The organism is Leifsonia sp. 10L418, from assembly GCF_056395445.1.
Window position 1 is genome coordinate 44,902 of the sequence record NZ_JBFTJN010000009.1, and the last position, 14,380, is coordinate 59,281.

A 14,380-nucleotide genomic window follows, 5' to 3' on the forward strand; every position below is an offset into this window, starting at 1 on the left:
AAGTCTCGACCGGAACGCGCAAACTCGGCGCAGCAGTTCGGGCGACTCTCGACGAGAGGGCGCAGGCCGACGGATGCGCCGGGCTAGATCCCTTGCCAGGCCGGCTTGTGCGCCCAGGCGTGCTGGTAGTAGTCGCGGTTGACGAGTTTGCTCGCCGCTGCCGCATCCACGACCACCGTCACATGCGGGTGCAGCTGAATGGCCGAGCCGGGCTGGCTGGCCGTCATCGATCCCTCGACGGCCGCGGCGATCGCGTCGGCCTTGCCCGCCCCGAACGCGAGCAGCACCAGGTGGCGCGCACGCAGAATCGTGCCGAGCCCCTGCGTGATGCAGTGCATCGGAACCTGATCGGGCGTGTCGAAGAACCGCGCATTGTCGACGCGCGTCTTCTCGGTCAATGTCTTCACGCGAGTCAGCGAGCCGAACGAGGAGCCCGGCTCGTTGAAACCGAGGTGTCCGGTGCGACCAATGCCGAGAATCTGAACGTCGACCCCGCCTGCGTCAAGAATCGCCTGCTCGTAGTCGGCCCCAGCGTGCTCGATGGTCGCGAGGCTGCCGTCGGGCACATGGATGTTCGCGGCGGTCAGCCCGAGCGGCTCGACGACCTCGCGGGTGATGACCTGGCGGTAGCTCTCCGGGTGTCCGGCCGGCAGACCGACGTACTCGTCGAGGGCAAAACCCCGCACCCGGCTGACATCGAGCGGGCTCGCCGCGAACGAGGCAGCGAGCGCCTGATAGACCGGAATCGGCGTCGAACCGGTAGCCAAACCGAGCACGGCGTCGGGCCGGGATTCGATCAATCCACGGATCGACTGCGCGATGAGAACGCCGGCGGCGGCCTCATTCTCAACGATTACAACTTCAGCCACTGCATACTCCCACTCCGGCGGCACCGATCACCACTGATTGAATTCTATCTCAAACGATCAGGTTCAATCAGAATGTCAGGGAGTCAGCAGCTCCAGCAGCGCTCGCCCGGCGAGCCGCGACGCACCGAATGTCGCGATGTCGGCGTACGCGAGGTCGTCGGACGGCCACCCCATGTCGACGACGAGAACTTCACGTCGCTCGGCCCGCAGCGCGTCGATCAGCTCACGCACGAACGGATGCCGGTGGTTATCTTTTCCGATCACCAGCACCGGGGCATGGGCGGCGAGCACGATCTCGTGTGTGTCTTCCGCCGTGCGGGAGACCACCGGTCGGGCTCTCCAGGCATCCGCGAGTTCAGAGTCAGGACTCGCTTCGAGCTCGGCGAATGGACCCCACGGCGCTTGACCGACGGCGATGTTCGTCACCGTCTCGAGGCGCAGCACTGAGAACGTCTCCGGCGCTGACGCGACCCACTTCGTCGCCCGATCGTTCAGGTCGAACGAGGAGGCGATCCGCTTCGTGTCGAAGCTCGGCTCCTCCATCGCCCTGGCGTATTCCGTAATCGGAATACGCTCGAAGTCGGCCCGGGTTTCCTCGGCCAAACGAATCACCCGTTCCGCCGCATCGATCACGCGCGAACGCGAGAGCACGCCGGCTTCCACCGCGGCAAGCACCGCGGCCTCGATCTCATCCATCTGCTCGTCGGTGTTCTCGGTGCCGATGCAGAGCAGATCGCAGCCGGCCGCCAACGCGGCGGCGGCGGCGCCCGGAATCCCCAGGATTCCGCTGGCTCCGGTCATGTCGAGAGCATCGCTGACGATGACTCCCTCGAACCCGAGCTCGGTGCGCAGCACCTCACCGAGAATGATGCTGGACAACGTGGTCGGGTAGGCCGGGTCCACCTGTGGCAACAGAATGTGCGAGGTCATGATCGTCTTCGCCCCCGCGGCGATCGCCGCACGGAACGGAACGAGTTCACGCTCCCGCAACGTCTCCAGCGACACGTCGACGATCGGCATGGCCAGGTGGGAGTCGAGCGCAGTGTCGCCATGCCCCGGAAAATGCTTCGGGCTCGCCGCGACACCGGTCGCCTGCAGGCCGCGCACCCAGGCGGCGGAGTGAACGCCGACGGCGGTCGGGTCGGTACCGAAGCTGCGCACCCCGATCACCGGATTGTCCGAGTTCGAGTTGATGTCGACATCCGGCGCGAAGGTGAGCGTACAGCCCGCCTTGCGCAGCTCCCAGCCGACCAGGCGGCCCACTTCTTCGGTGTAGCTCACGTCGCCCAGGCGACCGAGGATGGCGTTGCCCGGGTAGGGCGATCCCGAGCCGTAGTAGAGCCGGGTGACGTCGCCGCCCTCCTCGTCGATCGCGATGACGGCGAGTGGGTTCGCCGCGAGAATGGCATCGGTCAGCCGAATCAGCTGCTCGCGCGACACGATGTTCTGGCCGAAGATGCAGACCGCGCCGAGCCCGTTCTGCAGCCGGCGTTCCAGCCACTCGGGGAGCGTGGTGCCCACGAACCCGGGCATCAGGGTCGTGCTGACGCTGCGGCGAAGCAGATCGGTGTCGATGCTGTCGCTGGTTACATGCTGAGTCAGGCTCATCCCTTGACCGCCCCACTGACCAGCCCGCTGGTCATACGCCCCTGAACGAAGAGGAAGAAGATAATCACCGGAACGGCGACCATTGTCGATGCGGCCATCACCTGGCCCCAGTCAGTGGCCCGACTGGCGCTGGCTTGAATGAATCCGCGCAACCAGAGCGGAAGCGTCTGGTCTGAGTTGTTTTGAAGCAGCACGAGGGCGACGGTGAACTCGTTCCAGGCCTGCAAGAAGGCGTAGACGCCGGATGCGATCAGCCCCGGTGCGAGCAGCGGGAACGTGATGCGCATGAACGCCTGGGTGCGGCTGAGGCCGTCGATCATGGCCGCCTCTTCGAGGTCGGCCGGCACGCCGGCAACGAAGCCGCGTAGCATCCAGATCGTGAACGGCACCACCGCGGCGATGTAGATGATGCTCACGCCGACGATCGAGTTGAGCAGGTTGAGACTGCCCATCATCTTGTACTGGGCGATGAAGAGGCCTTCGGCGGGCAGCATCTGGATCAGCAGCACCGCCAGAACGAACGTCTTGCGTCCGCGGAACCGGAACCGGCTGATCGCCAACGCGCCGAAGAACGCGAAAAGCAGACAGAACGTCACGGTGATGAACGCGATCGCGGTCGACATCCCGAGTGCCGGGAGGAAGGTTCCGCCTTCGAACACGGCAACGAAGTTGTCGAACGAGCCGCCGAACGGCAGCCAGCTGGGCGTGGTCTTCTGCAACACGACGTTCGGAAGCAGCGACGAATTGAGCATCCAGTAGACCGGGAAGACCCAGATCACGGAGACGACGACGCCGATGACGCCGAGCGCGACCTTGCCGGGCTTGAACCGGCGGGTGCCGCTGCGGGTCGTGCCGGTGCGGGTGGTCGAAGTTGTCAGATCTGTCACCGTCGGACGCCCGGAGACGGCGCCGGGCGAACCGGGAATGGTGGGCGTCGGGTTCACTGTCGAGGTCATGACTCGTCCTCCTTGAGCATGCTGCGCACGTAGAACCAGCTGAGTGCGACGGTCAGAATGAGCACGAAGATCGACACGGCGCTGGCCATCGCGAAGTCGCTCGATCCGACGCCGAGCTGGTAGATGTAGGTGCCGAGCAGGTTGGTCTCTGAAGCGATGGAGCCGGCATCCTGCAGCAGCCGGATCTGGGTGAACACCCGCAGATCCCAAATGATCTGCAGCAGCATGATGATGGCGAGCACGGGCTTGATGATCGGCACGATGATGTACCAGAGCCGCTGGGAGGGCGTGGCGCCGTCCATCTGGGCGGCCTCCAGCACTTCGGTCGAGACTTGGGTGAGTCCGGCGAAAATTGAGAAGGCGACGAACGGCACGCTCATCCAGACCACGATGATCATCGCGATGAAGAAGAAGGAGAGCGGGTCGGCCAGCCAGTTGTGGTTTCGGAATTGCTCGAATCCCATCGACACGAGCACGTTGTTGAGTACGCCTCGACGCCAGTCGATGAGCCAGTTCCAGACCGTCATCGCCGCGACGACGGGCATCGCCCAGGCGAGCAGCATCGAGATCTGAATCGTGATGCGAACGCCGGTGTTCACGGCGTTCATCAGCAGGGCCATCAGCGTGCCGACGACCATGGTGACCCCGGCGGTGACCAGGCAGAAGGCGATCGAACGCGCGACGACCGTCCACATGTACGGGTCGGTGAAGAGCGTGACGTAGTTGGCGAACCAGACGAACTCCGGCGGTTGACCGAACTGCTGGGCAAGCCCGAACTTCTGCATCGACGTCACGAACTGCCAGACCAGCGGGTAACCCAGCGCCAGAATCAGGATGCCGACGGCGGGGACGATCAGCAGGTACGGGGCGATCTGCCGCTTTCTGCGTTTGTCGGCGCGGGGCGGGTCAGCCCGGTCCAACACGAGGTTCTGCGTTGTCACGCTGAGCCTCCTTTCAGTTCGTTCTGGCTGTGGTCACTGCCGTGACCACTTCGGTGGTTGAGGAGGCCCGCCAGGGCCGTCTCGAAACCTCGCGAGCCGATCTCCAGACCCAGTCAGGGTTCAGAGATTGACTCACGTGGTTTCGAGACGCGCGCTCCTACGTCGCGTGCTCCTCAACCACCGAGATGGTTGATGCAGTGTGCTTGTTACTTGCCGTTCAGCATCGGCGTGAGCTTCTCGTCGTACTCGGTGGCGAGTGCCTTGAGGTCGGTCGAGTCCTTGATCTTGCTGAAGAACTCCTCCATCACGAGCGAGCCCTCAACCGTGGCCCAGCCGGGAGCGGCCGGGGTCAGCTTCGAGTTCGAGGCGGACTCGATGAGTGCCTTCGCGAACTGGTCATCGCCGAGTGAGGCGGTGTAGTCGCTGTTTGCCGGGCCGAGACCGTTCTTGCCGAGCATGTTCTGGTAGTCCTCGGAGAAGATGATCTTCATGAGGGTCTTGGCCAGTTCGGGGTTCTTGCTCGTGGCCGAGATGCCGATGTTCGAGCCGCCGGCGAAGACCGGGGCCGGCTTGCCGTCGTTGCCCGGCAGGGCGAAGATGGCGTTCTTGGTGTCGTCCCAGGTGCGGGTCGCCTTGCCGTCAGCGTCGGTGCCGAGGGTTCCGATCGACCAGTGGGCCCAGGTCGGAGCCATGATCGTTGCCGCGGAGAGCGAGGTGCTCGACGTGACGTTGCCGTCGGCATCCTTGATCTCATCGCTGTCGTTGAGATAGATGTACTGGTTGCTGTCCTTGGCGTCGTTCGGCGCGTTGGATGCGGTCTTGTACAGCTCCTGCAACTGCTTGAGGCCCTTCTGGGTGTTCTCCGACGCGAGCGTCGAGGTCCAGGTGCCGTCCTTCACCGTGGCGAGCTCTCCACCGTTGGCGAAGATCCAGGAGATGCCGTTGCGCCAGTCCTGGCCGCCGAGGTAGAAACCGGAGAAGCCCGGGATGTTCAGCGGGTTGGCTGCGGTGACCGCTGCGACACCGGCGTTGAACTCATCGAGCGTGGTGGGCTGAGCGACTCCGGCCGCTGCCCAGACGTCCGAACGGGTGAATACGGCGCGGGAGCCGAAGTAGTACGGCAGCGTGTAGTTCTTGTCGCCGACCTTGCCGGCGTCGACGAACGACTGCAGCAGCTTGTCGCCACCGAGCTCGTCGTACATGTCCGAGATGTCGAGGAAGGCACCGACGTTGGTGAAGGTCGGCGACTGGGTGTTGCCCATCTCCGTCACATCCGGCGTGTTGTTGGCGTCGGGAAGCGACGTCGTCAGCTTGGTGACGAGGTCCCCCCAGTCCTGCTGCTGAATGTTCAGTGTCGCGCCGGTTTCCTTGTTGAACTCGGTCTTCAAGTAGTCGCGCAGTTCGTCGGGGGTGTCCCCGCCGGCGAGCCACAGGGTGATGGTCTTTCCCGCGCCGTCGGTGCTGGCGCCATCGCCGGCTCCGGCGTTGGAGGAGCAGCCTGCAAGTACGAGAGCGGATACAGTCGCCAGGGCGGCGAGAGATGCGAGCTTTCTCTTCATGAGAAGTTCCTTTCTTGGATTGCCGATGTGCGCGGGTGCCACATCGCTTGGTGCTGGGGTGAACGCTGTGCTTACGAAACCCCGAGTTGGCCGGACAAGACCATGGCGGCCGCGCCGCGCAGAACGATGTCCTGCCCTTGCGAGGTCATCCGGAGCGTGAGATCGCCAGTGATATCAGCCATCGTGCGATTCCGGAGCGTCTCGACGGTGGCCGCGGACAGCGGCCCGTCAAGAAGATCGGCCGGTCCGCTCAACACAATCTCCAAGAGATTGAGCGCACCGACGACGGGAGCGAGAACGATGCCGAGGCGTCGCCCCGCTTCCGCAAGAATGTGGTGGGTTGCCAGTTCGGCGGCGGCCGGTGTGGCGGCGGCGGCCCGGGCCGCTGCGACAGCGGCGGTCAGGCGCGGGGCGGAGAGCCAGGCTTCCAGGCACCCGGTCCTGCCGCAGGCGCAGAGCGGGCCCTCGTCGGTGCCGACCACGACATGGCCGATCTCACCGGCGGCAAAGCCTTCGCCGAAGACCGCGCGACCGCCGATCAGCAGTCCGGCACCGACCCCGTGGTCGACCTTGATCAGAAGCAGGTCTCGCTCGGCGCCGCCGAAGCTGTGCTCGGCCAGAACCGCGGCGTTCGCATCGTTCGACACGAGCACGGTCAGGCCGGTTGATTCCTGCAGGCGCTGCTGCAGCGGCAGGTCGCGCCAGCCGAGATTGGGGGCGTTGCGCACGACGCCGGCCCGGTCGACGATGCCGGGCGAGCCGATGCCGACGCCGAGGATGGGCGCGGTCGCCTGAGCGATGACCCGGGCAAGCAATTCGGCGACTTTGGCGAAGGCATCCTCGCCCCGCGCTCCGACGAGTTCGAGTTCGGAGCTCGCCAGCACGTCGCCGTCCAGGCTGAGCACCCCGCCGCGCAGGAGCGTGTGGCCGGACAGATCGAGGGAGACGATCTGAAAGGCGGCGCGGTCTATGTCAACGATCGTCGCGGGTTTGCCCGGACGCGCTTCTTCACGCTGACCGAGTTCGATGACGAGGCTCTCCCCCATCAGTTCGCTGATCAGATCGGAGATCGTCACGCGGGTGAGGCCGGTCTCGCGGGCGAGGTCGGCGCGGCTCTGTGAGCCCGAGCGATAGAGCGTCTGCAAGACGAGCGAACGGTTGTGTCCGCGGGCATGCTCTGGCAGCACCTTCGCGGTCGTGCGAAGGGCGCGGTCGTCGCTGATCCGCTGAGCACCCATTGCTGTCATGTTTGTTAGTAAATCTTACGAACTAATTATCCGCAAGGTTTTGCGACGACTTTTTTAGGTTTCTTTACCAATTCGTGATCCTGGCGGTCCCGAATCGCTACGCGGGCCGGATGCCGCGGCGCGCGTTGGGCACGACCCGCGCGACGCGGAGTTCAGTCAATCACGACATGGGCGGGAATCGACTGGGTGCCGGTGTGCGCCGCGGCGACCTTCGCGTCCTGGCGGCCTCCGATGGTGCGCAGGGCGTTCAGGATGGTGGCCAGATCGACAATCTCTTGCAAAAGAGCGCCCACCGTTGCCGGGATCACCCCGAATGCGGCAACGAGCATGAGTCCGACGCTGAGCGCGATGCCGAGCCAGATGCTCTGCAGTGCGATCCGCACCGTGTTCTGACCAATCGCCACGGCACGCGCTGCGCGCGAGATGTCGTCGACGAGAATGACGACGTCCGCCGACTCGCTCGCCGCTGTCGCCCCTTTCGCGCCCATCGCGATGCCCACATCGGCCGTCGCGAGCACGGGGGCATCATTCACGCCATCGCCGACCATGATGACGGGTCGCTCGCGAAGAGCGCGCACGAGAGCGACCTTGTCCCCGGGCAGACAATCGGCATGCACCCGGGTGATGCCGACCTCTTCTGCAATGTGATCTGCCGTCGCCTGGGCGTCGCCGGTCAGCATCAGTGTTTCTCGCGCTCCGAGCTCGCTCAACTCTGCAATTGTCTGTTTGGCGTTGGCCCGAACGGGGTCGCTGGCGATGATGCTGCCGGCGAATCGACCGTCAATCGAGACATAGATGGCCAGTTCACCGCCGACGAGTCTGGCCGCCCGTGCTTCCGGGGCGCGAGTCTCGATGAACGACAATTTGCCCACGGCGACTTCGCGGTCGCCGAAGTGCGCGACAACCCCGAACGTGGCCACTTCATTGGCGGTGTCGGCCACGGTGAGCTCGATCTCTGCCGCGTCGGCGGCTGCGATCACTGAGGCCGCGAGCACATGCGACGAGTACTGCTCGGCGGACGCGGCAAGACCGAGCACCTCGGATTCGGTGAATGGCGCCTCGGCACGCACCCGGGAGATCGTCGGCCGCCCGGTGGTCAGGGTTCCCGTCTTGTCGAAGACGACGGTGCGCGCCCGCGCGAGCGTCTCGAGCACTCCGCCGCCCTTGACGATGATGCCGTTGCGAGCCGCTCTGCTCATTCCGCCGAGGAATGCAACCGGGGCGGCGATCAGCAGCGGGCACGGCGTGGCCAGCACGAGAACTTCGGCGAATCGCACCGGGTCGCCGCTGACCAGCCAGGCGCTTCCCGCGATCAGCAGCGACACAATGGTGAAGGGCACGGCATAGCGATCGGCGAGCCGCACGACGGGGGCTTTGCTGCGCGAGGCTTCCTCGACCAGGGCGACGATGCGCTGGTATTGGCTGTTCGCTGCGGTGGCCGACGCGCGGATGGTTGCCGCCCCTGAACCGTTGATGGAACCGCTCAGCACCGTGTCGCCCTGGTGACGCTCCACCGGGATGCTCTCCCCGGTCAGCGACGACTCGTCGAATGAGGCGTTGAGGGAGACGAGCACTCCGTCGACGGGCACGATCTCCGCGGGACGCACGAGCAGCAGGTCGCCGATTGCAACCGCCGTCGCCGGGATGTCCGCTCCCGCGGCGCCGTTGTCGGAGAGTCGGTGCGCGATCTGCGGCGCACGCGTCAAAAGCGCGTTCAGCTCGCGCTGCGCGCGGTTCGCCGCGAAATCCTCCAGCGCTTCGCCGCCGGTGAGCATGAGCACGATCAGGATGCTGGCCACGTACTCCCCGACGAGCGCCGTCGCAACGATGGCCATGATCGCCAGGATGTCGATTCCCCAGCTCCCCCGTCGGAGGTTCTTGAGCATCCCGACGAACTGGATGAGTGCGATCACCAGGGCGTAGCCGCTGAACAGCCACTGCACCCCGGAGGTCGCCCCGAGCATCCAGAGCAGCACACCGACCAGCCCGACCACGAGCGTTGCCGTGACGAATGGATATCGGCGCAGGAGAACGATGACGGATCCCATTCCGTCATTCTTCTCTCACGCGGGTCGGCTCGCCAGCAAGGGCAGGCTCGCCTTCCGCCCGGAAACACACAGGGCCCCGATCGATTCGATCGGGGCCCTTCGTGTGCGTTCCGGTGGTGCGTTACAGCGAGCGGAGAGCCTCGGCGAACGTGGCCGACGGGCGCATGATCGCGTCGGTCTTGGCCTCATCGACCTTGTAGTAGCCGCCGATGTCCACGGGCGAACCCTGCACCGCGATCAGCTCGTCGACGATCTTCTGCTCATTCTCGCGCAGCGTCGCGGCCAGCGGCGCGAACGCGGCGGCGAGATCGGCGTCTTCCGTCTGCTTCGCGAGTTCCTCGGCCCAGTACCGGGTGAGGAAGTAGTGCGAACCGCGGTTGTCGATCGTGCCGAGCGCCCGGCCCGGCGACTTGTTCTCAAGCAGGAACGTGCCGGTCGCGCGGTCGAGGGTCACACCGAGCACGCGGGCCTTGGCGTTGTCGTTCACGTCGGCGAAGTGCTCAAAGCTCGCAGCTAGTGCGAGGAACTCGCCGAGGCTGTCCCAGCGGAGGTAGTTCTCCTCCACCAGCTGTTGCACGTGCTTCGGGGCCGAACCGCCGGCGCCCGTTTCGAACAGACCGCCGCCGTTCAGCAGCGGAACGACCGACAGCATCTTGGCGCTCGTGCCGAGTTCGAGGATCGGGAACAGGTCGGTGTTGTAGTCGCGCAGCACGTTGCCGGTCACCGAGATGGTGTCCTCGCCACGGCGAATCCGCTCGACCGACAGCGTGGTCGCCTCGGCGGGTGCAAGCACCCGGATGTCGAGGCCATCGGTGTCGTACTCGGGCAGGTACTGGTTGACCTTCGCAATGAGGTTCGCGTCGTGCGCGCGGTGCTCGTCGAGCCAGAACACGGTCAGGGTGCCGGTCGCGCGGGCGCGGTTGACCGCGAGCTTCACCCAGTCGCGAATCGCGACATCCTTGGTCTGGCAGGCGCGCCAGATGTCGCCGGCCTGCACCTGGTGCTCGATCAGGGCCTCGCCCGCCGAGTTGACGACGCGCACGGTGCCCGCCTCGGCAATCTCGAACGTCTTGTCGTGCGAGCCGTATTCCTCGGCCTTCTGGGCCATCAGGCCGACGTTCGGGACGGTGCCCATCGTGGTCGGGTCGTAGGCGCCATGGGCACGGCAATCGTCGATCACGGCCTGGTAGATGCCGGCGTAGCTGGAGTCGGGGATGACCGCGATGGTGTCGTGCTCGCTGCCGTCGGCGCCCCACATGTGGCCGGAGCTTCGGATCATGGCCGGCATCGAGGCATCGACGATCACGTCGCTCGGCACATGCAGGTTGGTGATGCCCTTGTCGGAGTTGACCATCGCCAGGCGCGGGCCGTCTTTCAGGCCCTGGTCGAACGCGGCGCGAATTTCAGCGCCGTTCTCCAGTGCGCCGAGACCGTCGAGGATGCCGCCCAGACCGTTGTTGGGGCTGAGCCCGGCGGCCTCGAGCGTTGCGCCGTACTTCGCGAACACGGCGGGGAAGAATGCTCGCACCACGTGGCCGAAGATGATCGGGTCGGAGATCTTCATCATCGTGGCCTTGAGGTGAACCGAGAACAGCACGTCCTCGTCCTTCGCACGTGCGATCGCCTGGGCGAGGAACTCGTGCAGCTTCGCAACGTTGAGGAAGGTCCCGTCGATGACCTCGCCCGGCAGAACCTTCACGCCGGGGTGCAGTGTGGTGACCTCGCCGGCTGCGTTCACAAGCTCGATGCGCAGCACGTCGTCGGCGTCGATGATGACCGACTTCTCGTTCGAGAAGAAGTCGTCGTGACCCATGGTGGCGACGTTGGTCTTCGAGTCGGCGGTCCAGGCACCCATGCGGTGCGGGTACTTGCGTGCGTACTCCTTGACCGAGTGGGGCGCGCGGCGGTCGGAGTTGCCTTCGCGGAGAACCGGGTTGACCGCGGAGCCCTTGAGCTTGTCATAGCGAGCGCGGACATCCTTCTCGGCGTCTGTCTGCGGGTCGTCGGGGTGGTCCGGCAGGTCGTAGCCTTTCGCCTGCAGCTCCGCGATGGCGGCCTTCAGCTGCGGCAGCGACGCCGAGACGTTCGGCAGCTTGATGATGTTCGCCTCGGGGGTGGTGGCGAGGGTCCCCAGCTCGGCGAGCGCGTCACCGAGGCGCTGCTCGTCGTTCAGGTTCTCCGGGAATGCAGCGATGATGCGGCCGGCGAGTGAGATGTCTCGCGTTTCGATCTCGACACCCGCACTGCCCGCGAACGCGCTGATGACGGGAAAGAACGAGTGAGTCGCCAGCATCGGCGCCTCGTCGGTGTAGGTGTAGATGATCTTGGGCATCGTATGGCTGCTCCTTGGCGTTGCGGACGGCGAACTTGTCTTGATATCAAGATACAGGGAGAGTCTGGGAGGGATGACGGTCGAGCGCTGGCCGTGGGTTTACGTTCCCAGGTCCTTGCCAGGGTCGGCACCGATTCTGACTACCCACTCAAGCGGGCGCGCGTTAGCCTATTCTCATGACTGAGCTGAGACTGGAAGAACTTTCCGCACGTAACATCGTTGCGGCGAACAGCCTGAGCCTGAAGCCCGGCCAGGAACAATTCATTGCGCCGGTTTCGTATTCGGTCGCCGCATCCACCATTAATCCGGCGACGGCCTGGCAGCGCGTGGTGCTGCAAGGCGACAAAGTCGTCGGTTTCATTCACGGCAACTTCGATCCCGACGGCGAGCAAGAAGAGTTCCGCGCGTGCATCTGGCGCATCAACGTCGACGCTGACGCCCAGGGCAAGGGTGTCGGCAAGTTCGCCGCGCACGCCCTCGCCGAAGAAGCGCGCAAGCGGGGCTTCGACCGCATCACCGCGATCTGGGAAGCCGGCGATGACGGGCCCGAAGCATTCTTCCACCGCATCGGCTTCACCGATGTCGGCCAGACCCAGTACGGCGAGACGATCGGTGCCCTCGAACTCTGATTCGGTCGTCGACGTGACGATGCCGCCACCCGACACCTCCTTCGTGGCACGGGTGCTTGAACTCGTCGAAGACATCCCGCCCGGTCGGGTGATGACCTATGGCGGCGTCGCCGCCGTGCTCGGTTCGCGTGGCGCCCGACTGGTCGGCCAGATCATGGCCCGCTACGGGGCGGATGTCCCCTGGTGGCGGGTGATCAGGTCGGGTGGACATCCGCCGACCGGCCATGAGGAGCGCGCGCTTGCCCATTACCGTGATGAGGGAACCCCGCTGACGCCCTCGGCGGGTGTCGCCGGTTACCGCATCACAATGGCAGCGGCGGAGTGGGCGCCCGGCCGGGACCGCTAGAGACTCAGCAACCCGAGCACGATCAGCGCACTGCCGATCAGGACGAGCGTCACGGCGGTGATCCACGCGAGGTTCGCGAGCAACCACACGCGCGTGTGCACCAGCATCGCCTTCACCCGAGCGCCGCCGAGGGCGTAGGCCGCGGGCGGCGCTGCGATCGTCACCGACGCGAGAACGGTGAAGAGGACGAGCGCGATCGCCGTTTCGGCGACGCCGGGTTGGACACGACCGATCAGCAGCCCGGCGGCGATGGTGATCACCAAGTTCTTCGGTCGGAAGAACGCGTAGCCGAAGCCGAGCATGATGCTGCGCATCAGGGTGAGCTTCTCGACTGCGACGAGCCAGTGGGGAAGATCCCCGCTATCGTCGACGGCGCGCCCGTGCGAGCGCCGCCTGAGCTGAACGATTCCGACGGCGATGAGAGCCGCACCGACGACGACCGGAGCGAGCCCGAACGCCGTGTCGGTTTCCGCACTGCCGGGCTCGGGGAGCAGACTCGACAGCACGCTGAAGAGGCTCACGGCGAGTCCGACGCCCGCGATCCAACCGATCGCGAAGCCGGCCCCGGCGCGGATCCCGCGCGGAGCCAGCAACATCAGGATGACGCCCAGCACCGGCATCGGACTGATCGCGATCCCGAGAGCCAACGCGATGAGCTCGCCGAGGTTAGACCACATCACGAGGCCCCGATCAGCGCGCTTCCTGCATCGGAGCGATGACCTTCTTGATGATCAGCAGCACCGACGCCATGAACGGACACGCGACCAGGGCGCCGAGCAGGCCGAGGAGCGTTCCACCGATCAGCGCGCCGATCAACACCAGCGACGCGGGAATGCTGATGGCCTTGCCGACGATCTTCGGCGTGAGCACGTATGCCTCGAGCTGCATGTAGAGGACCAGGGCGATCAGCGCGATCAGCGCCGTGGTCGGTGAGGTGAAGAGAGTGACGGTGACAATGATCGCCGTGCTGATCACACTTCCGACGAGCGGTATCAGGGTGATCGGCAGCGCCAACGCGGCGAGGATCGGCGCGTAGCTCACGCCGAGTGCGGTCAACAGCACGAAGGTGAACAGCGAGTTCAGGACCGCCAGGATGAACATGCCGGAGAGGTACTTGCCGACCGACTCGAAGATCTGCTCGGCGATCTCGGCGAAACCGGCCCGGCGCGACTTCGGCACCAGCGTGTACAGCGCGCTCTTCATGTTCTCCAGCGAAGCCACGAAGTAGATGGTGAGCACGACGACGAAGATGACGCCGACGGTGCCGTTCAGGATGTTCGCACCAACGCGAAGCGCTCCCCCGCTGACGGCCAGCCAGACCGCCGGGTCGGCTGCAGCGTTCTGCAGGGAGTCGAGCAAGGGGGTCAGCGCCCCGCCCAGAAACTCGTTGACCTCGATAAACCAGCTCTGATTCGCGATCTGGTCGAGTCCGCTCGGAAGGGTCTTCATCAGCTCGCCGGCCTGCTCGGTGAGGATGGGGATGATGATCCAGAGCAGCAGCGACACAATCACCAGGAAGGTGAACACCACCGCTAACACCGCCTGGCCCCGTGACAGCCTCCAGCTCTCCAGCTTGAGCACCAACGGGTACAGCCCCAGGCTGATGAACAGTGCAAAGAAGATCAGTGTCAGCGCGTAGCTGACCGAGCTGATCGCCGAACCCAAAACGAGCGCCAGCAGCACGCCGAGGGTCGCGACGAAGCCGAACCTGAACGGCCCGGCGTTCAGCAGGGCCGAGGTCACCGGATTCGCCGGCGCATGCGGAGCAATCAGGAGCGCCGCCGGGTTCGCTGGCGCAGCCGGGTTCGTCGAGGTCGCATCGTTCCTTGTCGTTGTTGGCATCGG

Annotated in this window: 12 protein-coding genes; 2 read left to right on the forward strand and 10 right to left on the reverse strand. The window is 65.3% G+C overall.

All coding sequences use genetic code 11. The features are described 5' to 3' along the window. Positions 1–83 precede the first annotated feature (83 nt). The 8 genes from AC1DCF_RS16640 to AC1DCF_RS16675 all read right to left on the reverse strand — a co-directional run bounded on the left by AC1DCF_RS16640 (position 84) and on the right by AC1DCF_RS16675 (position 11,560). Complete coding sequence (locus AC1DCF_RS16640) at positions 84–869, reverse strand: glucosamine-6-phosphate deaminase (protein WP_477211975.1); 786 nt, start codon at positions 867–869, stop codon at positions 84–86. Positions 870–944: 75 nt separating this feature from the next. Then, complete coding sequence (locus AC1DCF_RS16645) at positions 945–2,477, reverse strand: glycoside hydrolase family 3 protein (protein WP_477211976.1); 1,533 nt, start codon at positions 2,475–2,477, stop codon at positions 945–947. Next, complete coding sequence (locus tag AC1DCF_RS16650) at positions 2,474–3,433, reverse strand: carbohydrate ABC transporter permease (protein WP_477211977.1); 960 nt, start codon at positions 3,431–3,433, stop codon at positions 2,474–2,476. Before AC1DCF_RS16650 ends, AC1DCF_RS16645 begins: the two co-directional genes overlap by 4 nt. Further along, positions 3,430–4,374 (reverse strand): carbohydrate ABC transporter permease, encoded by a 945-nt coding sequence (locus tag AC1DCF_RS16655; RefSeq protein WP_477211978.1) that lies wholly within the window; start codon positions 4,372–4,374, stop codon positions 3,430–3,432. Before AC1DCF_RS16655 ends, AC1DCF_RS16650 begins: the two co-directional genes overlap by 4 nt. A gap of 206 nt (positions 4,375–4,580) precedes the next feature. Beyond that, a complete protein-coding gene (locus AC1DCF_RS16660; RefSeq protein ID WP_477211979.1) occupies positions 4,581–5,933 on the reverse strand; it encodes an extracellular solute-binding protein in 1,353 nt (450 codons plus the stop codon). 71 nt (positions 5,934–6,004) lie between these two features. Next, positions 6,005–7,180, reverse strand: a complete 1,176-nt coding sequence (locus AC1DCF_RS16665) for an ROK family transcriptional regulator (RefSeq protein ID WP_477211980.1) — start codon at positions 7,178–7,180, stop codon at positions 6,005–6,007. Positions 7,181–7,332: 152 nt separating this feature from the next. Next, on the reverse strand, positions 7,333–9,228 hold the full coding sequence (locus AC1DCF_RS16670; protein ID WP_477211981.1) for a heavy metal translocating P-type ATPase: 1,896 nt from the start codon (positions 9,226–9,228) through the stop codon (positions 7,333–7,335). A gap of 121 nt (positions 9,229–9,349) precedes the next feature. Further along, entirely contained in the window at positions 9,350–11,560 is a 2,211-nt protein-coding gene (locus AC1DCF_RS16675; RefSeq protein WP_477211982.1) for an NADP-dependent isocitrate dehydrogenase, read from the reverse strand. Between the two features lie 176 nt (positions 11,561–11,736). Between AC1DCF_RS16675 and AC1DCF_RS16680 the strand changes: the two genes are divergently transcribed. Continuing rightward, the gene (locus AC1DCF_RS16680) at positions 11,737–12,189 is read left to right on the forward strand and encodes a GNAT family N-acetyltransferase (protein ID WP_441790903.1); all 453 of its coding nucleotides are present in this window, start codon (positions 11,737–11,739) and stop codon (positions 12,187–12,189) included. Next, positions 12,173–12,535, forward strand: coding sequence for an MGMT family protein (locus AC1DCF_RS16685; RefSeq protein WP_477211983.1), 363 nt, complete (start codon positions 12,173–12,175; stop codon positions 12,533–12,535). The genes AC1DCF_RS16680 and AC1DCF_RS16685 overlap by 17 nt, the downstream gene beginning before the upstream one ends. Here the strand turns inward: AC1DCF_RS16685 and AC1DCF_RS16690 are convergent. Together AC1DCF_RS16690 and AC1DCF_RS16695 are read right to left on the reverse strand one after the other, a co-directional pair. After that, positions 12,532–13,212: a GAP family protein gene (locus AC1DCF_RS16690; RefSeq protein ID WP_477212050.1), complete on the reverse strand. Its 681-nt coding sequence runs from the start codon at positions 13,210–13,212 to the stop codon at positions 12,532–12,534. The genes AC1DCF_RS16685 and AC1DCF_RS16690 overlap by 4 nt on opposite strands. 13 nt (positions 13,213–13,225) lie before the next feature. Beyond that, a complete protein-coding gene (locus AC1DCF_RS16695) occupies positions 13,226–14,377 on the reverse strand; it encodes an AI-2E family transporter (RefSeq protein ID WP_477211984.1) in 1,152 nt (383 codons plus the stop codon). Between the last annotated feature and the right edge of the window lie 3 nt (positions 14,378–14,380).